The sequence below is a fragment of the Lentzea californiensis genome (genome assembly GCF_024648825.1).
Classification (GTDB): Bacteria; Actinomycetota; Actinomycetes; order Mycobacteriales; family Pseudonocardiaceae; genus Lentzea; species Lentzea californiensis.
Map to the genome: position 1 here is coordinate 43,947 of NZ_JANBBE010000014.1, position 18,461 is coordinate 62,407.

Sequence of the window (18,461 nt, forward strand, 5' to 3'; positions counted from 1 at the left end):
GACCCAACAATAGGAAAAGGCCGCGACCAGCAGGTCGCGGCCTTCTCATCGGGAGCTAGCTCACGCGGTCGGCGCGAGGTAGAGCAGGCGGTTCGGCGAACCGGTGCCCGGGTTCGTCACCTTCGACGGCGTCGACTGCGCGATCAGGTACGAGGCGACCTGGGCCGGCGTCGCCGCGCGGTTCGTCGAGAGGTAGCGAGCGACGGCACCCGCGACGTGCGGGGTGGCCATCGACGTACCGGAGATGGAGTTGGTGGCGCTGTCGGACGTGTTCCACGCCGACGTGATGGCCGAGCCCGGAGCGAAGATGTCCAGCACCGAACCGAAGTTCGAGTAGGACGCGCGGGCGTCGGTGCGCTCGGTGGCGCCGACCGTGATCGCCTCGGTCACGCGGGCCGGCGAGAAGCCGGACGCGTTGGCGTTGGAGTTGCCCGCGGCCACGGCGAACGTGACGCCCTTGGCGACGGCGTTGCGGACGGCCGTGTCGAGCGTGGCGTTGGCGCCGCCGCCCAGCGACAGGTTGGCGACGGCCGGCTTGACGGCGTTGGCGCCCACCCAGTCGATGCCGGCCGCGACGCCCGCGAGGGTGCCGGAGCCCGCGTTGTCGAGCACGCGGACGGCGACGATCTTCGCGGCCTTCGCGACGCCGTACTGCGAGCCCGCGATGGTGCCGGCGACGTGCGTGCCGTGGCCGTTGCCGTCCTGGGCGACGTTGTCGTTGTCGACGAAGTCACGGCCGTTGGCGGCGCGGCCACCGAACGTCGAGTGGCTGATGCGGACGCCGGTGTCGATGACGTACGCGGTGACGCCCGATCCGGTCGAGGTGTAGCTGTAGGAGCTGTTGAGCGGCAGGTTGCGCTGGTCGATGCGGTCGAGACCCCACGACGGCGGGTTCGTCTGCGTCGCCTGCGTGTGGACGACCTGGTCGGCCTCCACGAACTCCACCGACGGGTCGGCGGCCAGGCGCTTGGCCTGCTTCTCGGTCAGCTTCACGTTGAAGCCGCCGAAGGTCTTGTACTCGCGCTCGACGGTGCCGCCGAAACGGGAAGCGAGGGCGTGCCCGTTCGCCTTGCCCTCCTTCAGCTTCACGATGAAGCTGCCGGCGATCTTCTCCGGAGCGTTGAGGGACAACACCTCGCCCTCGGCGGCGGAGGCGTTGGGAACCATCAGGACCGACATGGCGAGAGTCGCCGCGCCGGCACCGGCCAGGAACCGGATCTTTCGCGTCATGATTCGCTTTCCGTTCTTTGCAGGGGAACGAAGCGCTTTCGACGTTATGGAGAGATCCGGTTCCTGCCAAGGGTGTCTTACCGTTTAAGACGCGCTTGCATTGCCGGACAATTCACCTTTCACAGGGACGGCGGCCAGTAGAGGATACGAGTGACGGGTGGCGTGCCCGGGGTGCCCGTGGTAACCAGCGCGCGCTCGACCTGCGCGGGCGTGGCGGTGCGGTCGCGTTCCAGGAACCGGGCCGCGACACCGGCCGCGTGCGGCGCGGCCATGGACGATCCGCTCAACGTGTTGGTCGCCGTGTCGGAGGTGTTCCAGGCGGAGGGGATGCTGACGCCCGGTGCCCAGATGTCCACCAGGGGGCCGTAGTTCGACGAGGAGGACTTGGTGTCGGTCTGCGTCAACGCACCCACGCAGATCGCCGCCGCAACCCGTTGCGGCGACGAGTTCGCCGGGTCGGTGTTGCTGCCGCCCGCCGCGACCGCGTACGAGATGCCGGAGTCGATGGACTTCTTCACGGCCGTGTCCAGAGCCGCGGAAGCACCGCCTCCCAACGACATGTTCGCCACCGCGGGCTTCACCGCGTTGCGCGTCACCCAGTCGACACCCGCGATGACACCGGAGATCGTGCCGGAACCCGACCCGTTCAGCACCCGCACACCCCACACCGTGGCCTGCTTGGCGACGCCGTGCTTCGTGCCCGCCGCGATGCCGGCGACGTGCGTGCCGTGACCGTTGTCGTCCTGGGCGATCGCGTCGTTGTCGACGGTGTCCCAGCCGTTGCGCGCCCGGCCGCCGAAGTCCGCGTGCGTCACGCGGAGGCCGGTGTCGATCACGTAGATGTTCACGCCACGTCCGGTGGTCGTGTACTCGTAGCGCTGGTCGAGCGGCAACGCGCGCTGGTCGATGCGGTCCAGGCCCCACGGCGGGTTGAGCTGGACGCTGTTGGCGTGCACGATCCCGTCACGCTCCACAGAGGACACGGCCGGGTCGGCCTTCAGCTTCCTGACCTGTGCCGAGGTCAGCCGGGCGCTGAAACCGTTCAGGACGCTCGAGTACGTGTGCTCGACGGCACCGCTGAACGACGAGACGGCGCCGTCCTCCAGCACGACGATGTACGACGACGTGGCCGCGGACGCCGGGGCGACCACGACCGTTGCCGCGAGTGCGGCGACTGCCAGCAGGGCTCTCACAGGCAGACTTCCTTTCGATCGCAGGGAAAACGGCCCCGGCTCGTGAAAGAGCCGGGGCCGCACATCTCAGTGCCGTGTTCAGCTGGTCGGGGCCCAGTACAAGAGCCTCGTGGTCGTGTTCGCTCCGGGGTTGGTCACCTTGCCGTTGGTGGCGTTGGTCGTGATCGCGGTCGCCACCTGGGCGGGCGTCACGGTGAAGTTGCCCTGCAGGTACCGGGCCACCACGCCGGCGACGTGCGGTGCCGCCATCGAGGTGCCGGAGATGGTGTTCGTGGCCGTGTCACTGGTGTTCCACGTGGACGTGATGCCACCACCGGGCGCGAAGACGTCCACCACGGGGCCGTAGTTGGAGAAGGAGGAGCGGGCGTCGGTGCGGTCGGTGGAGCCGACGGTCAGCGCCGCCGCCACACGGGCGGGCGAGGTGTTCGCCGCGTTCGTGTTGGCGTTGCCCGCCGCGACGGCGAACGTCACGCCGCGCGTGATCGCGCCGGACACGGCGTTGTCGAGCGAGGTGTTGGCGCCGCCGCCGAGCGACATGTTGGCGACAGCGGGCTTGACGTGGTTCGACGCCACCCAGTTCACGCCGGCGACGACACCGGCGATGGTGCCGGAACCGGAGTTGTTCAGCACGCGGACGCCGATGATGTTCGCCTGCTTGGCGACACCGTGCAGCGTGCCCGCGACGGTGCCGGCGACGTGCGTGCCGTGACCGTTGCCGTCCTGCGCGACGGCATCGTTGTCCACGAAGTCGTAGCCGTTCTTCGCACGGCCGCCGAAGTCGCGGTGCGTGACGCGGACACCGGTGTCGATGATGTAGGCGTTCACACCGGAACCGGTGCTGTTGTAGGTGTAGCGCTGGTCGAGCGGCAGGTTGCGCTGGTCGATGCGGTCGAGCCCCCACGACGGCGGGTTCGTCTGCGTGGCCTGGATGCTGACGACCTGGTCGCGTTCGACGTAGTCGACCGAGGGGTCAGCGGCCAGTCTGCGCGCCTGCGCGTCGCTCATCCTGACCGAGAAGCCCTGGAAGACGGTGTCGTAGACGTGACCGACCCGGCCACCGAACCGGGAACCGAGGGTCTGCGCGCTCGCGGTGACCCCGTTGTCCTTCAGCTTCACGATGAAGCTGCCGGCGATGTTCTCACCGGGCGAGACGCGGATCTCGCCCACGGCGGCGGTGGCCGGTGCCGCGAACGCGGCGATCATGACCGCCGAACCCAGCAGAGTTGCAGTCTTGCGCATTGTGCTGTCCTGTTCGTCGCAGGGATGCTCAGGAAGCTGACCGGGGCTATTGGCGGCGTAATAGTCCCGAGATCTGAACCTGCCGAGTTTCGAACCGGGACAAAACCGCCGATCGGCTGTACCGCGTTCCCTTTGCTGCCGATAGCCTTCCGAGCTTGACTCCGTGAAACGGAGGAGTGGATGCTCACGATTTACCCACCGCGCGAGGAGCTCGCCGACCTTCTCGTGACGGGTCCGTTCGCGGACGCGTTGCGGGTCGCGATCCAGGTGCGGGGACTCAGTCTGGAACGACTGCAGCACCGTCTGAAGGTGCGGGGCGCGCCGATCAGCGTGACGGCGCTGAGCTACTGGCAGTCGGGCCGGCGCAGACCCGAGAGGCCCGAGTCGCTGATGGCGCTGGCGCACCTGGAGGACGTCCTCGGGCTGCCGGCGGCCGCACTGAGCCGCCTGCTGGGGCCGCCGCGGCCGCGTGGCCGTTCCCGCAGGCGGGAGCAGGCGGCACGGGCCGCGTGGGACGGTTCCGGGCTGGTGCTGACCGCCCAGCACGACCGGGTCGACGTCGCGCCGTGCGGCGGGGTGCTCGGCATCCGGTCACGGCAGGTCATGCAGGCGAGCACCGCCGATGTGGACCGCTGGATCCTGTGCCAGGAAACGGGTTCCGCGCAGCCCGCGGTCACGGCCGTCCGTTCCTGCCGGGTCGGCCGGATCGCCAGGGAACGCACGAACGGCGTGCTCGTCGCGGAGATGTTGTTCGACGAACCGATCTCCACCGGCGACTCGATCGCCATCGAGTACGAATTGATCTATCCACATCCGACTGTCGAGCACACGCATTTCCGGCGGTTCGGAGAGCGCGTGCACGACTACGTGCTGGAGATCAAATTCGCGGCCGAGTCCCCGCCCGCCTCCTGCGAGCAATTCTCGTCCGGCCCGGCCGGAACGGAAATGTTCGCCGGCGCCCGTCCCGCGCCCGTGGACGAAGGCGGGTACGCGCACGCCGCCGCGCTCGACTTCGGTCCCGGCCTCTACGGAATGCGCTGGACGGTCGCCGCGAACGCCTCGGGGTCGTCCACCCAGGGGAAGTGACCGGCACCGGGCTGCACGACCAGCGTCGCGCGCGGGAACAGGTCGGCGTACTCCCGCGCGCGGTTCGGCGGTAGCGCCACGTCGTACTCACCGGTCAGCAGAAGCGTTGGCACGTCGAGGTTCGCGAGCTTCTCGCGAACCTCCCGCGGATCGAACGCGCCGTCGGCGTAGTACTCCCTGGCGGCCTCGTCGTTGCGCGGGTGGTCGTCGAGCGCCCGCGCCTGCGCGTCCCACCGGCCGTGCATGAACGGCGTGATGCCCTTGAACGCCTCCGGGGTGAAGTCACCGGCCCAGATCTGCTGGAAAGCCGCGAACGCCTGCTCAAACCACGGTTCGGCCCGGCGCTGCTCGGCGATCTCCCTGCGGTCGTCGTCGGTGACGTCAATACCGACGACCCGGGCCGTGGGAGTGATCAGCAGTAGTTGCTCGACGCGCTGCGGAAATCGCGTCGCGTAGAGGATCGCCAACGACGCGCCCGCGCAGTGGCCGAGCAGCCTGATCTTGTCGAGACCGAGGTGCTGCCGCAACGCCTCGACGTCGTCCACCTGGTGGTCGACGCGGTACGCCGCGGCCGGTGCGGAGTCGCCGGTGCCGCGCAGGTCGAGCCTGATCATGTCGTCCAGCGGCAGACCGCCCAGGTACGAAGACGCCTGCATCGGCCCGCCCGGCACGCAGATCAACGGGTCGCCGGCCTCGCCGTGGTAGGCGAGGCCGACGCCGTCTGAAGTCGTGAAAGTCCCCATGTCCCGCAGTGTGTCAGTACGAGCGCGGCAACTTCAGCGAGTTTTGCGCGACGAAGTTGAGCACCATCTCCCGTGAGACGGGCGCGATGCGCGACAGCCGGGACATGCCGAGCATCGACGCCAGCCCGAACTCCGAGCTCAGCCCGTTGCCGCCGTGGGTCTGGATGGCCTGGTCGACCGCGGCCGCGATGGCCTCGCCCGCCGCGTACTTGGCCATGTTCGCGGCCTCACCGGACTCCTTGTCGCGGCCGGAGTCGTAGAGCGCGGCCGCCTTCTGCGTCATCAGCCTGGCCAGCTCGATCTCGATGTGGATCTTCGCCAGCGGGTGCGAGAGGCCCTGGTGCGCGCCGATCGGGCTGTCCCACACCTGACGCTGCTGGGCGTACGAGACGGCCTTGGCCATCGCGAGGCGGGCCGAGCCCGTCGCCATGCTCGCGCCCATGATCCGTTCGGGGTTGAGACCGGCGAAGACCTGCAGCAGACCCTGGTCCGGCGAGCCGACCACGGCGTCGGACGGCAGCCTGACGTCGTCGAAGAACAGGGTGAACTGCTTCTCCGGCGCCACGAGGTCCATCTCGATCTGGTGGTGGGTGAAGCCCTCGGAACTGGTCGGCACGACCACGAGCACCGGCCCGGTCGCCTGGATCGCGACCACGAGCACGGCGTCGACCTCGTCGACGCCCGAGATGTAAGTCTTGGTGCCCTTGAGGATCCAGTCGTCACCATCGCGCCGGACGTGCGTCTTCAGCTTGTGCGAGTTGGAACCCGCGTCCGGCTCGGTGATCGCGAACGCCATCTTCAGCGTGCCGTCCGCGAAACCGGGCAGCCACTTCGACTTCTGCTCCTCGGTGCCGAATCGCGCGATCACCGTGGCGCAGATCGCGGGCGAGACCACCATGAGCAGCAACGGACATCCGGCCGCCGCCAGCTCCTCGCACACCGCCGCGAGGTCGCCGATGCCGCCACCACCGCCGCCGTACTCCTCGGGCACGGCCACGCCGAGGTAGCCGAGCTTGCCGGCCTCCTCCCACAGTTCGGTGGTCTTCTCCCCCGCCCTGGACTTGGCGATGAAGTAGTCGTGGCCGTACTTCGTACCGAACTCGGCGACGGCCTTGCGCAGTGCGATCCGCTCTTCGGACTCGACGAAGCTCACAGTTCCTCCACTACGGCCAGGACATCTCCGGCATTGACCTGCTGTGCCTGCGAGACGAGGAGTTCGGTGACGGTGCCCGCGCTGGTCGCGAGCACGCGGTGTTCCATCTTCATGGCCTCCAGCACCAGGAGTTCGGTGCCGGCCTCGACCACGTCGCCCTGCTGAACCGACACCCTGACCACGGTTCCGGGCATCGGGGCGACGGTCGCGCCCGGCGCGAGCTTCGTCTCCGGTTCGGGGAACCGCGGCACGGCCTTCAGCGTCACCGACCCGCGCGGCGAGTCGACCTCGACCAGATCGCCGTACTTCGCTACGTGGAACGGAACGCGCACGCCGTCCAGGTCCAGAGTGACCACACCCGGAGTCGCCTGCTTCGGGTCGTACTCGACCTCGACCAGCTCCTCGCCGAACAGGAACCTGGCCTTCGGCTGCTGCGATCGCACGTTGCGCCAGCCGAGCGGCAGGTGCCCGATCTTCCGGCCGGCCGCGCTCGCCAGCGCCGCCGCGACCGCAAACGGTTGCGGGTCAACGGTCCGGGTGAAGTCGTGCTCGGTCAGGAACCCGGTGTGCGTGTCGCCGTCGAGGAAAGCCTCGCTGCCGAGGACGTCCACGAGCAGTGCGCGGTTCGTGACCAGGCCGTGGATCTGAGCGCTCTGCAACGCCGTCGCGAGCTTGCGTGCTGCGGCACGGCGCGTCGGCGCGTACGCGATCACCTTGGCCAGCATCGGGTCGTAGTGCACGGAGACCACGGAGCCGTCCTCGACACCGCTGTCGAGCCGGACGTCGCCGGGCACGTGGAACCGGTGCAGCGTGCCGCTCGCCGGCCGCCAGTCGTTCGCCGGGTCCTCGGCGTAGAGGCGGACCTCGATGGCGTGGCCCCGCGGTTCCGGTACGTCCACCGGGAGCTCGGCACCTTCGGCGATCCGCAGCTGCCAGTCGACCAGGTCGACGCCGTGGACGAGTTCCGTGACGGGGTGCTCGACCTGCAGCCGGGTGTTGACCTCCAGGAAGTGGAAGTCCTCGCCCTTCAGCATGAACTCGACGGTGCCCGCGCCGACGTACCCGATCGACTCCGCCGCCGCCGTCGCCGCGGCGAACAAACGCTGGCGCACGCCGTCGCTCACCGCCGGACTGGGCGACTCCTCGACGATCTTCTGGTGCCGGCGCTGGATCGAGCACTCGCGTTCGCCGAGCGCCCAGACCGTGCCGTGCGCGTCGGCGAGGATCTGCACCTCGACGTGCCGCGCGTGCTCCAGCAACGGCTCGCAGAACACCGTGGGGTCGCCGAACGCCGACTCAGCTTCACGCCGTGCGCTCGCCAGTGCGCCGGCGAACTCGGCTTTCTCCCGCACGATCCGCATGCCACGGCCACCACCACCGGCCGACGCCTTGATCAGCACCGGGAACTCGGTGACGGTCTCCGGGTCCAGTTCCGGCAGCGTCGGCACACCCGCGGCGGCCATCCGCTTCTTCGCGGCGACCTTGGAGCCCATCGCCTCGATCGAGTCCGGTTCCGGGCCGACCCAGGTCAGGCCCGCGGCCTGCACCTTCCGTGCGAAATCGGCGTTCTCGCTGAGGAATCCGTAACCGGGGTGGACGGCGTCCGCGCCGGCCTTCGTCGCCGCCTCCACGAGAAGGTCGGCACGCAGGTAGGTCTCGGTCGGTGACGCGCCGGGCAACCGCACCGCGAAGTCGGCCTCGCGGACGTGCGGCGAGTCGGCGTCCGGGTCGGAGAACACCGCGACCGTGCGGATTCCGTTGTCCTGACAGGTGCGGATGATCCGGCGGGCGATCTCGCCGCGGTTGGCGATCAGCAGAGACTTGATCACTGTGCTCATCTTCGGGCTCACATCCGGAAGACGCCGAAGCCGTCGGCGCCCTTGATCGGTCCGCTGTGGACAGCGGAGAGGCAGAGGGCGAGCACGGTCCTGGTGTCGCGCGGGTCGATCACGCCGTCGTCGTAGAGCTTCCCGGACAGGAACGGCGCGAGCGACTGCTCCTCGATCTGCGCCTCCACCATCTTGCGCATGGCGGCGTCGTGCTCCTCGTTGTACTCCTGCCCCTTGGCCATCGCGGCCTGCCGTCCGACGATCGAGAGCACACCGGCGAGCTGAGCAGGGCCCATCACGGCCGACTTGGCGTTGGGCCAGGTGAACAGGAACCTCGGGTCGTACGCCCTGCCGCACATGCCGTAGTTGCCGGCGCCGTACGAGGCGCCCATCGTGATCGTCAGGTGCGGGACCCTGCTGTTGGAGACGGCGTTGATCATCATCGAGCCGTGCTTGACGATGCCGCCCTGCTCGTACTGGGCGCCGACCATGTAGCCGGTGGTGTTCTGCAGGAACACCAGGGGCGTGTCGCTCTGGTTCGCGAGCTGGATGAACTGCGTGGCCTTCTGCGACTCCTCGCTGAACAGCACACCGCGCGCGTTCGCGAGGATGCCGACCGGGTAGCCGTGGATGCGGGCCCACCCGGTGACGAGGCTGTTGCCGTACAACGGCTTGAACTCGTCGAAGTTCGACCCGTCGACGAGCCGTGCGATGACGTCGCGCGGGTCGAACGGCACGCGCTGGTCCTCGGAGACGATGTCGAGGATGCTCTCGGCGTCGAACAGCGGCTCTTCCACCGGTGCCGGCTCAGGACCCTGCTTGCGCCAGTTCAGCCGGGCGACGACCCTGCGCGCCAGCCGGATCGCGTCGGTCTCGTCCTCCGCCACGAAGTCCGCGAGCCCGGACGTGGCCCCGTGCATGGTCGCGCCGCCCAGCGACTCGTCGTCGGAGTCCTCCCCGGTGGCCATCTTGACCAGCGGCGGCCCGCCCAGGAACACCTTGGAGCGGTCCTTGATCATGATCACGTAGTCGGACATGCCGGGCACGTACGCACCGCCGGCCGTCGCGTTGCCGAACACCGCCGTGATCGTCGGGATGCCGGCCGCGCTCAACCGGGTCAGGTCGCGGAACGCCCTGCCGCCGGGGATGAAGATCTCGCTCTGCGTCGGCAGGTCCGCTCCGCCCGACTCGACCAGGCTGACCAGCGGCAGCCGGTTCTGCAGCGCGATGTCGTTGGCCCGCAGCGACTTGCGCAGCGTGTACGGGTTCGACGAACCGCCGCGCACGGTCGGGTCGTTCGCGACGATCACGCACTCGACGCCCTCGATGCGCCCGATGCCGGTGACGACCGACGCGCCGACCGGGAAGTCGGTGCCCCACGCGGCGAGCGGGGACAGCTCCAGGAACGGGCTGTCCTCGTCGACGAGGAGCTCGACCCGTTCGCGGGCGAGGAGCTTGCCGCGCTTGTGGTGCCGCTCGACGTACTTGGGCCCACCCCCGGCGAGCGCTTTGGCGTGCTCGGCGTCCAGGCCCGCGATCTTCGCGAGCAGCGCCTCCCTGTTGCCCATCAGGCGAACCCCAATCGTCGTGCCGCGAGCTCGGTCATCACTTCACTCGCCCCGCCCCCGATGCCGAGGATGCGGGCGTCCCGGTAGTGACGCTCCACTTCGGACTCCCGCATGTAGCCCATGCCTCCGTGCAGCTGCACCGCTTCGTCGACCACCTCGGAACAGGCGTCCACGGCGGCGTTCTTCGCGAAGCAGACCTCGGTGACGCAGTCGTCGCCGCGGTCGATTCCGGCCGCGACCTCGCGCGTGTACGTCCGCGCCAGGTCGATCTTCTGCGCCATGTGTGCGAGCTTGTGCCGCACCACCTGGTTCTTGATCAGCGGTTTGCCGAACGTCTCGCGGTTGCGCACCCACTCGACGGTCAGGTCCAGCGCCCGTTGGGCCGTCGCGTACGCCTCGACCGCCATCGTCACGCGTTCGACCTGGAACTGCCGCATGATCTGCCCGAAGCCCTGGTTCTCCTCGCCCACCAGGTTCTTCACCGGTACGCGCACGCCGTCGAAGTGCAGTTCGGCGGTGTCGCTGCAGTGCCAGCCCATCTTGTCGAGCTTGCGCCGCGTGAACCCGTCTTCGATCACCAGCAGCGAGATGCCCTGGTAGCCCTCGCCGCCGGTGCGCACCGCGGTCGTGACGAAGTCGGCCCGGCAGCCGGAGGTGATGAAGGTCTTCTCGCCGGTGACGACGTAGTGGTCGCCGTCCCTGACCGCCTTCGTCCTGATGGCCGCCACGTCGGAGCCGGCGCCGGGTTCGGTGACCGCGAGACTGCCGATCTTCTCGCCGCGGATGGCGGGCTTCGCGAACCTCTCGACCAGGTCGTCGTTCCCGCTCTGCCAGATGTGCGGGATCGCGATGCCGAGCGTGAACAGCGCTGCCATCACGCCCGACGAGCCGCCGTTCTGGATGATCTCCTCGGTCAGCGCGACCGAGTCGAGCAGGTCGCCGTGCTCGAACCCGATGCCGAGCAGGTCGAGTTCCGCGGCCTTCTTGTGCAGCTCACGAGGAACCTCGCCGTCGCGTTCCCACTGGTCGAGGTGCGGTGCGATCTCCCTGCGGGTGAAGTCGCGGACGAGTTGCCGCAGTTCTTTCCGCTCGTACAGGTCCTTCGTGATCACAGCAGCTCCTCCGGGATCTCTACTTCCCTGCTGCGCAGCCATTCGCCCAGAGCCTTGGCCTGCGGGTCGAAACGGGTGCTGCTCGCCACCCCGTCACCGAGGAGTCCGTGCAGCACGAAGTTGAGCGCCTTGAGGTTCGGCAGCTCGTACCTGCTGACCTCGCGCGCCTCCGGCAGCAGCTCCTTGAGCTTCTCGGTGGTGAGGAAGCCGTTCAGCCACTCGAAGGCCTCGTCGCTGCGCACCCACACACCGAGGTTCGCGTCCCCGCCCTTGTCGCCGCTGCGCGCACCGGCGATCGTTCCCAGCGGCCTCTTCACAGCAACACCGCCTTGGCACTGACTTCGTCGCGGTTCACGTAAGCCGCCTGGTAAACGCCGAACGGTGTCCCGTCGCCGGGTGGTGCCGTGACGTGGAAACCGGGATAGCTCGCCAGCGCCAGCTCGATCGCCGCCCGGCTGAACCCTTTGGCCCGCTTGGGGTCCGTCGTTTTGATGGTGACGTGCAGCAACGCGCTGGCCTGCTCCTCGGTGGCCGCGTCGCGCTGGTCGGTCCGCGCCAGCGTCCACGTCAGGCCTTCCTCGCCGATGGCGTCGTGGAGCTGCCGCCGAACCAGGTCGGCCTTCTGCTGAACGTCGAGTCCGGTGAGGACGAACGTCGTGGAGTTCCGGAAGCCGCCCAGCGTGTTCAGGCAGACCTTGAGCGTGCCGGGAGGCGGACTTCCCCTGGTGCCGCTGATCCTGACGCCACGCTCGTGCGGGTCGAGCCTGATCGTGTCGAAGTGCGTGGTGACGTCCGGGCCCAGGTACTCGGGCGCCCCGATCTCGTACAGCAGCTGCGCCGTCACGGTGTCGACGTTGACCGCGCCACCCGTGCCGTCGTGCTTGGTGATCAGGCACGAGCCGTCCTCGTCGACCTCCGCGATCGGGAACCCGGGCCGGGTCACGTCGATCTCGGTGAAGAACGAGTAGTTGCCGCCCGTGGCCTGCGTCCCGCACTCCAGCACGTGCCCGGCGACCGTGGCTCCGGCCAGCCGGTGCCAGTCGTCGCGCGCCCAGCCGAAGTGCGCCGCGGCGGGCCCGACCACGAGACTCGCGTCGGTGACGCGCCCGGTGACCACGACCTGCGCGCCCTGGTCGAGGCACTCCGCGATCTCCCACGCGCCGAGGTAGGCGTTGGCGGTCAACGCCTCGGGGAACCGCGCCTTGAGGTCGTCGCCCGTGACGTACCCGACCTTGGCACCGAGCTTGCGCGCCAGGCCTTCCGGGTTGAGCCCACCGGCGTTGACCACGATCTTGACGCCCTTGTCGAGCGCCAGCGCCAGGCAGTCCTCCATCTGCCGCAGGAACGTCTTCGCGTAGCCCAGCGACGAGTCCTTCATGCGGTCGCGCCCGAGGATGAGCATGGTCAGCTCGGCGAGGTAGTCGCCGGTCAGGACGTCGAGCTCGCCGCCTTCCAGCTGCTCGCGCATCGCGGACAGCCGGTCGCCGTAGAACCCGGACGCGTTGCCGATCCTGATCAACGGCCACCTCCGGGCGGCCCCGCGAACGCCTGCGCGATCGGCACCCACTCCTCCGCCACCGGGCCCGAGGCCTCGATCGCGAGCACCTTGCGGCTGCGGCGCTGCGTCACCAGCCACGCGAAGTCCAGTGCCGGACCGGAGACCCGGTTCTCGGCGCCCTCCGGTCCCCAGGCCCACGACTCGCCACCGGGTCCGGTCAGCTCGACGCGCACCTCGTCGGTGGGCACCGCCAACCCGTTGAGCAGGAAGGCGAACCCCATCGTCCGCACGCCGATGTGGCACACGTGCCTGATGCGCGCGGTGGGTTCCCGGACCACCCCCAACGCGTCCGCGACGTCCTGCCCGTGCGCCCAGGTCTCCATGATCCGCGCGGTGGCCATCGACGCCGGGCTCATCGGCGGCCCGAACCACAGGATCTTCCCGGACGCCTGGGCGAGGTGCTCCAGCAACGACTTCCTGCTGTCCCGCCACAGCTCCAGCAGGTTCGGCGACGCCGCCGCCTCCGCCGCGGTGCGGTCGACGATGTCGGCGGTCAGCGGCTGCGCCTGGAACGCCTCGGGGTCGGTGATGGCGAGGACCGACGCCTTGTCCGTCCACATGAGATGGCCGATCTGATGCGCCACCGTCCAGCCCTCCGCGGGCGTGGGCACCGACCAGTCGTCCACCCCCGCGACGATCTCGTCCAGCGAGCGCGACTCGGCGTCGAGGTCGGCCAGCAGTTCCGTGATCACAGCTGTTCCTCCAGCATCCGCGCCCAGTAGCGCACGACGTGCGCCCGGCGCTTGGTGTCGTCGGCGAGCTGGTTGGCGAGCGCCAGCCCGCGCACAAGATCAAGGGTCGCCTGCACCGCGTCCCGCACACCCGGCTTCGAGTCGTCCACCTCGAGCAGCTCCAGGGCCAGCCCGTACACCTCGCGGCCCAGCCGTGCCTGCAGCTCCAGCACCTGCTCGCGCAGTTCCGGGTCGGTGCGCGCGGCCACCCACAGTTCGAGCGCCGCGGTGAAGAGGTCGCTGGCGTGGAAGTCCGCGATCAGCTCCACCACGGCGTGCGTGCTCTTCTCGGCGACCTGAGCACGGCGCTTGAGCGCCTCGACGCTCTCCGCCCCCACGTGCTCCACAGCCGCCGCGACCAGCTCACCGCGCGTGCGGAAGTGGTGCAGCTGCGCGCCGCGCGACACCCCTGCCCGCTCGGCCACCTCGGTCGTCGTCGTGCCCGACCAGCCGCGTTCCACCAGGCACTCGACGGTCGCCTCCATCAGCTTCCGCTTCGTCTCGCGCGTGCGGTCGGCCTGACGTTGCCTCGTCTCCACACCCGGAGTGTTCCGCCGGACAAACAAACAGTCAAGCCTGCTTGTTAATTGCGCTGCTAGCGTCCGCGAGCGATGAGCATCGTGGAACGACTGCGGGCCGCCGGCTGTGTTTTCGCCGAAGAAGAGGCCGCACTGCTGCAGGAGGCCGCTCGCGACGCCGAGCACCTCGAAGACCTGGTCAGGCAACGGGCCGACGGCCTGCCGCTGGAGCACGCCGTCGGCTGGGCGCTGTTCTGCGGACAGCGGATCGTGGTCACCAGGGGCGTCTTCGTCCCCCGCCACCGCACCGAACTGCTGGTGGACCTCGCCACCGAACTGAAGCCCGCCACCGTCGTCGACCTGTGCTGCGGCTCCGGCGCGGTGGGCGCGGTCCTGCACCACCGGCTGCCGGACGCCACGGTCTACGCCGCCGACATCGACCCGGTGGCCGTGGCGTGCGCGCGCCAGAACCTGACGAACGTGTTCGAAGGCGACCTGTTCGACGCCCTGCCCACGCATCTCAAGGGCACCATCGACGTCGTGGTCGCCAACGTCCCGTACGTACCGACCGACGACATCCCGTTCATGCCTTCAGAAGCCCGCGACCACGAGGCACGGGTGGCGCTCGACGGCGGCGTGGACGGCCTCGAGGTCATGCGCCGCGTGGCGGCCCAGGCAGCGACCTGGCTCCGTCCCGGCGGACACCTGATGAGCGAGACCAGCGAACGCCAGGCACCGGCCGCGCTCACCGCTTTCACCGCCGCAAGACTGGACTCCAAGCTCGTGACCAGCGAGGACACCACGGCAGTGGTCGGGCGGCGCTAAGTTCCGTACAATGTACGGTATGGCGTACGACGAGGTCATGCAGTGGTTTGCGAAGTGGGACGAGCTCGCGGTCAAGGGCGACGTCGAGGCGATGGCCGACATGGCCCTGTTCCCGGTCAACACGGTCACCGACGGTTCGGCCACGTCGTGGGACCGGGAGATGTTCCTGTGCGTAATGGGGTCGCAGGTAGGTGGTGACGTGCAGATGGAGTCCACCAGGACGCCGCACTTCATCAACGACAACCTGGTCTTCGTGATCACGGACGGCACGATCAACGGGATCACGGTGCGCTACGGCGACCTGCTCACAAAGGTCGGCGGCGAGTGGAAGTTCCAGACGATGGCCCAGGGCGGGTGGGCCTGACCGGACGAGGGTGCCTGACCGTCGTGGTCGGGCACCCTCGTCCGGAAATAATATTATGGTATTATTTTCTTATGGCACGTACCGCTGACCACGACTCCCGCCGCCGACAGGTCGCGGACGCACTCCTCCGCACCGTCGCGGCCCACGGAGTGGCGGGCACCAAGCTGGTGACGGTCGCCGACGAGGCAGGTGTCTCGGTCGGCCTCGTGCAGAGCTACTTCCGATCGAAGACGCAGCTGCTCCGCTTCGCCGTCGAGTCGCTGCTCGGCCGCATCAACGACCGCCTCGACGGCATCGAGGTGAGACAGCCGTTGCGCGGCACCCTCCAGCAACTGGCCGAGACCCTGCTGCCCCTGGACGACCAGCGGCGCGACGAGGCGGCTGTGTGGCTCGCCTTCCTGCCCGGCACGCTGACCGACCCCGAGCTCAAGCAGCTGCACGACGACGCGGTCGACCGGCAGATCACAGGCCTCGTGCAGGGGTTCGCCGGCGCCCAGAAGCTCGGCGAGCTACCGGAATCCCTCGATCCACTCCAGGAAGCGCTCACGCTCACGGCGTTCGTCGACGGCCTGGCCAACCACATGCTCACCCAGCCGCAGCACTTCGGCCCGGCGGCGGGACGCCGCCTGACGACGGCGTATTTCGACCGGTTGTTCAGCCACACCAAGGGGGAGACATGACGGAGCAGACACACCTGAGAGCGGCGTTTCACCAGGCGGGCGGCCTCGACGGCGCCGTACTCACGGTGGTTCCCGTCGTCACGTTCGTCGCTGTCAACGCGCTGACGAGCATGTGGCCCGCCATCTTCGCCTCGGTCGGGGCCGCGGTCGTGGTCGGCGTGATCCAGTTGGCGCGCAGGAAGAAACCCACTGCCGCGCTCGGTGGGCTCGGGGGCGTGCTGGTGTCGTCCGCGGTGGCCGCACTGGCCGGCGAGGCGAAGGGCTACTACCTGTGGGGCATGTGGATCACGCTGACCATCGGGTCGATCCTGCTGCTGTCGGTGATCACGCGCTGGCCCCTAATCGGCGTGGCGTGGTCGACCCTGAACGGCACTGGTTCCGCCTGGCGCACCGACCGCCGATCACAGCTGTACTACGGCGCCGCCACGCTGTTCTGGTCAGCGCTGTGCTTCACGAGGTTCTCAGTCGAGAACTGGCTCTACCGCAACGACGAGGTGACTTCACTCGGGGTCGCGCGGCTACTCATGGGCTGGCCGCTAACGTTGCTGGCCGCGCTGGTGAGCCTGTGGGCGATCCGGATGGCGGCGAAGGACACCCTGGGGAAGAGGGCGTCCCACTGAGGATCACAGCAGTGTGAGTTGTTCCTGATCGACGCGCGGCGCCGGCACACCCACCGGCAGGCTGCCGTCGGGCCACACACCTTCGTCGTCACCGGGCACACCGGTGACGGCGTCGGTGGAACGACCCCGCGGTGCGAGCCCGTGCTTCTCGATCAACGGGACCACGCGCGCCGCGAGCCGGGCGCGATACCGCTTGTCCACATAGGACCGGTTGCCGTACAGGTACCGGTACGTCTCGACCAGGTCCGGGTGCTCGCGCCGCAGCCAGGCCGCGAACCACTCCTTCGCACCCGGACGCAGGTGCAGCGGCAGCACGGTCACACCCGTCGCGCCGGCGGCCGCGATCTGCTCCAGCAGGAAGTCCAGCTGCTCTGCGGAATCCGTCAGCTCCGGCAACACCGGGGCCACGAACACACCGCACGGCAGGCCCGCCTCCCGCACCTTGCGCACCAGGTCGAGCCGGGCGGCGGGCGTCGGTGTGCCGGGCTCCAGCGACTTGTGCAGGTCCCGGTCCATCAACGCGAGCGACACCGCGATCCCGACCGGCACGACCTCGGCGGCCGCCGTCAGCAACGGCAGATCACGTGCCAGCAGCGTGCCCTTCGTCAGGATCGAGAAGGGCGTGCGGGAGGCGGTCAGCGCCTCGATGATCCCTGGCATCAAGGCGTACCGCCCCTCCGCCCGCTGGTACGGATCGGTGTTGGTGCCCAGCGCCACGTGCTCCTGCTTCCAGCGGGTGGACCGCAGCTGGCGCGACAGCACCTCCCCCGCGTTGACCTTGACGATCAGCTGGTTGTCGAAGTCCTTGCCGGTGTCGAGGTCCAAATAGGAGTGGGTGTTGCGGGCGAAGCAGTTGTGGGACACGATCCCGTTCGCGATGAAGTCCGCGGTGCCGGTCGAGATGTCATAGAGGGTCATCTCCCCCAGCGGTTCCACGGACACGACGCCCAGCGGCTGCCGCGACTTGATCGCCACGCCGTCGATGTCGCGCTTGCGGGTGATCGACGGGTCGACGGTGTGGAAGAAGCGCAGGTTCTCCCGCAGCCCTCCGCGCAGCCGCACGACCCGCACGCCACGCCGGCGGCGCAGTTCCTCGATCGCGAAGTCGAAGTCGAAGTGCTTGAGCGCCAGGCAGATCGCTTCCAGCACGGTGGTGTTGCGCGTCGACATCCGCAGGATGCTGCGCGAGCAGGTCCCGAGGTAGTCGAACGCTCCGGCGAGGAATCCCTTGAGCCAGTCGGGGTTCGGGGCTATCTGCCAGTGCGCGAGCTCGCGCACTTGGTGCAGAAATCCCCTCCCTTCTCGCACACCGAAGTAGTCGAGATACTCCCGTGTGCGGTCCATGGCCTCGATGTCGGCCAGGGGGATGTGGAACTCGGTCTCGTCTTCCACCATGCCGCGCAAGTAGCCGCGGCGGTAGTCGTCGGTCACGGAGGGCTGCTCGACGAACGCACCCGTGCCCATCAGCTTGTTGCCGGTCGTGAGGTGCGGACGCCGGCCGACGCCCGCGGTCTCGCCCGTCACGTGCTTCCAGCCGCGGTCGGTGAGGAACCGGTGATCGCCGGACGCGACGACGGTGGTGCCGTCCTCCAGCGTCAGCCGGTACGCGGTCTTGCGCGTCTCCCAGTGGGCGACAACCGTCGTGAGCTTGTAGCGCCGGTAGTTGCCGACGAGCTCGGTGCCGTAGATCTCGTCGCCTTCACGCAACTCGGCCAACGGTTTCGTGCGACCGTTGCCCATGAGGATCGGCGTGTCACCGGCCAGGCAGTAGGTGCAGGCGTGTGAGCAGCCGCGATACGGGTTCACCGTCCACGAGAACGGCAACGACGAACCCGGTACCCCGTTGAGCACGGATTTGGCGCGGACCTCGTGGAACACCACGTCCGCGAACTCAGGAGTTCGTACGCTGCGCACCAGTCCCGGTAGCCCCGGTAGCGCCTGCTGCGGCTCTGCCTCGAGTTTCTGTCCGTCCCATCGCACACCGTCGATTCGAACACATGTTCGAACAGCGG

At 68.8% G+C, this 18,461-nt stretch carries 16 protein-coding genes and 1 pseudogene; 5 read left to right on the forward strand and 12 right to left on the reverse strand.

Annotated elements, in window-relative coordinates; genetic code table 11:
- Positions 1-60 precede the first annotated feature (60 nt).
- The 3 genes from LX88_RS36280 to LX88_RS36290 form a co-directional block, all read right to left on the reverse strand.
- Positions 61-1,230, reverse strand: coding sequence for a S8 family peptidase (locus LX88_RS36280; protein WP_258952292.1), 1,170 nt, complete (start codon positions 1,228-1,230; stop codon positions 61-63).
- Between the two features lie 119 nt (positions 1,231-1,349).
- Entirely contained in the window at positions 1,350-2,423 is a 1,074-nt protein-coding gene (locus LX88_RS36285) for a S8 family peptidase (protein WP_308203483.1), read from the reverse strand.
- A 78-nt stretch (positions 2,424-2,501) separates the two neighbouring features.
- A complete protein-coding gene (locus LX88_RS36290) occupies positions 2,502-3,662 on the reverse strand; it encodes a S8 family peptidase (protein WP_258952293.1) in 1,161 nt (386 codons plus the stop codon).
- A 180-nt stretch (positions 3,663-3,842) separates the two neighbouring features.
- Here LX88_RS36290 and LX88_RS36295 point away from each other — a divergent pair, with 180 nt between their 5' ends.
- Positions 3,843-4,748, forward strand: coding sequence for a helix-turn-helix domain-containing protein (locus tag LX88_RS36295; protein WP_258952294.1), 906 nt, complete (start codon positions 3,843-3,845; stop codon positions 4,746-4,748).
- On the opposite strand, the gene LX88_RS36300 is transcribed toward LX88_RS36295, so the two are convergent.
- The 8 genes and pseudogenes from LX88_RS36300 to LX88_RS36335 form a co-directional block, all read right to left on the reverse strand.
- On the reverse strand, positions 4,688-5,491 hold the full coding sequence (locus LX88_RS36300) for an alpha/beta fold hydrolase (protein WP_258952295.1): 804 nt from the start codon (positions 5,489-5,491) through the stop codon (positions 4,688-4,690). The two genes, LX88_RS36295 and LX88_RS36300, sit on opposite strands and share 61 nt — an antisense overlap.
- A 13-nt stretch (positions 5,492-5,504) precedes the next feature.
- The gene (locus tag LX88_RS36305; RefSeq protein WP_258952296.1) at positions 5,505-6,644 is read right to left on the reverse strand and encodes an acyl-CoA dehydrogenase family protein; all 1,140 of its coding nucleotides are present in this window, start codon (positions 6,642-6,644) and stop codon (positions 5,505-5,507) included.
- Positions 6,641-8,473 (reverse strand): ATP-binding protein, encoded by a 1,833-nt coding sequence (locus LX88_RS36310; RefSeq protein WP_258952297.1) that lies wholly within the window; start codon positions 8,471-8,473, stop codon positions 6,641-6,643. The genes LX88_RS36305 and LX88_RS36310 overlap by 4 nt, the downstream gene beginning before the upstream one ends.
- A 17-nt stretch (positions 8,474-8,490) precedes the next feature.
- Positions 8,491-10,041 (reverse strand): acyl-CoA carboxylase subunit beta, encoded by a 1,551-nt coding sequence (locus LX88_RS36315; RefSeq protein ID WP_258952298.1) that lies wholly within the window; start codon positions 10,039-10,041, stop codon positions 8,491-8,493.
- Positions 10,041-11,153, reverse strand: a complete 1,113-nt coding sequence (locus tag LX88_RS36320; protein WP_258952299.1) for an acyl-CoA dehydrogenase family protein — start codon at positions 11,151-11,153, stop codon at positions 10,041-10,043. Before LX88_RS36320 ends, LX88_RS36315 begins: the two co-directional genes overlap by 1 nt.
- Positions 11,150-12,621 (reverse strand): annotated as a pseudogene (locus LX88_RS36325) (acyclic terpene utilization AtuA family protein). Before LX88_RS36325 ends, LX88_RS36320 begins: the two are co-directional and overlap by 4 nt.
- Positions 12,622-12,668: 47 nt before the next feature.
- Positions 12,669-13,403: a TIGR03084 family metal-binding protein gene (locus LX88_RS36330; RefSeq protein WP_258952300.1), complete on the reverse strand. Its 735-nt coding sequence runs from the start codon at positions 13,401-13,403 to the stop codon at positions 12,669-12,671.
- Positions 13,400-13,927: a TetR/AcrR family transcriptional regulator gene (locus LX88_RS36335; RefSeq protein ID WP_258952457.1), complete on the reverse strand. Its 528-nt coding sequence runs from the start codon at positions 13,925-13,927 to the stop codon at positions 13,400-13,402. Before LX88_RS36335 ends, LX88_RS36330 begins: the two co-directional genes overlap by 4 nt.
- Positions 13,928-14,053: 126 nt before the next feature.
- Between LX88_RS36335 and LX88_RS36340 the strand changes: the two genes are divergently transcribed.
- The 4 genes from LX88_RS36340 to LX88_RS36355 all read left to right on the forward strand — a co-directional run bounded on the left by LX88_RS36340 (position 14,054) and on the right by LX88_RS36355 (position 16,449).
- Positions 14,054-14,785: a putative protein N(5)-glutamine methyltransferase gene (locus tag LX88_RS36340; RefSeq protein ID WP_258952301.1), complete on the forward strand. Its 732-nt coding sequence runs from the start codon at positions 14,054-14,056 to the stop codon at positions 14,783-14,785.
- A gap of 19 nt (positions 14,786-14,804) precedes the next feature.
- Positions 14,805-15,149: a nuclear transport factor 2 family protein gene (locus tag LX88_RS36345; RefSeq protein ID WP_258952302.1), complete on the forward strand. Its 345-nt coding sequence runs from the start codon at positions 14,805-14,807 to the stop codon at positions 15,147-15,149.
- A 71-nt stretch (positions 15,150-15,220) separates the two neighbouring features.
- A complete protein-coding gene (locus tag LX88_RS36350) occupies positions 15,221-15,829 on the forward strand; it encodes a TetR/AcrR family transcriptional regulator (protein ID WP_258952303.1) in 609 nt (202 codons plus the stop codon).
- The gene (locus tag LX88_RS36355) at positions 15,826-16,449 is read left to right on the forward strand and encodes a DUF3159 domain-containing protein (RefSeq protein WP_258952304.1); all 624 of its coding nucleotides are present in this window, start codon (positions 15,826-15,828) and stop codon (positions 16,447-16,449) included. The genes LX88_RS36350 and LX88_RS36355 overlap by 4 nt, the downstream gene beginning before the upstream one ends.
- 3 nt (positions 16,450-16,452) lie before the next feature.
- On the opposite strand, the gene LX88_RS36360 is transcribed toward LX88_RS36355, so the two are convergent.
- Positions 16,453-18,429 (reverse strand): intein-containing Rv2578c family radical SAM protein, encoded by a 1,977-nt coding sequence (locus tag LX88_RS36360; protein WP_258952305.1) that lies wholly within the window; start codon positions 18,427-18,429, stop codon positions 16,453-16,455.
- Between the last annotated feature and the right edge of the window lie 32 nt (positions 18,430-18,461).

Coding starts and splice junctions, on each gene's coding strand:
- LX88_RS36355 (WP_258952304.1), top strand. CDS start 15,826: ATGACGGAGCAGACACACCTGAGAGCGGCGTTTCACCAGGCGGGCGGC.
- LX88_RS36280 (WP_258952292.1), bottom strand. CDS start 1,230: ATGACGCGAAAGATCCGGTTCCTGGCCGGTGCCGGCGCGGCGACTCTC.
- LX88_RS36300 (WP_258952295.1), bottom strand. CDS start 5,491: ATGGGGACTTTCACGACTTCAGACGGCGTCGGCCTCGCCTACCACGGC.
- LX88_RS36290 (WP_258952293.1), bottom strand. CDS start 3,662: ATGCGCAAGACTGCAACTCTGCTGGGTTCGGCGGTCATGATCGCCGCG.
- LX88_RS36345 (WP_258952302.1), top strand. CDS start 14,805: ATGGCGTACGACGAGGTCATGCAGTGGTTTGCGAAGTGGGACGAGCTC.
- LX88_RS36350 (WP_258952303.1), top strand. CDS start 15,221: ATGGCACGTACCGCTGACCACGACTCCCGCCGCCGACAGGTCGCGGAC.
- LX88_RS36295 (WP_258952294.1), top strand. CDS start 3,843: ATGCTCACGATTTACCCACCGCGCGAGGAGCTCGCCGACCTTCTCGTG.
- LX88_RS36335 (WP_258952457.1), bottom strand. CDS start 13,927: ATGGAGGCGACCGTCGAGTGCCTGGTGGAACGCGGCTGGTCGGGCACG.
- LX88_RS36340 (WP_258952301.1), top strand. CDS start 14,054: ATGAGCATCGTGGAACGACTGCGGGCCGCCGGCTGTGTTTTCGCCGAA.
- LX88_RS36315 (WP_258952298.1), bottom strand. CDS start 10,041: ATGGGCAACAGGGAGGCGCTGCTCGCGAAGATCGCGGGCCTGGACGCC.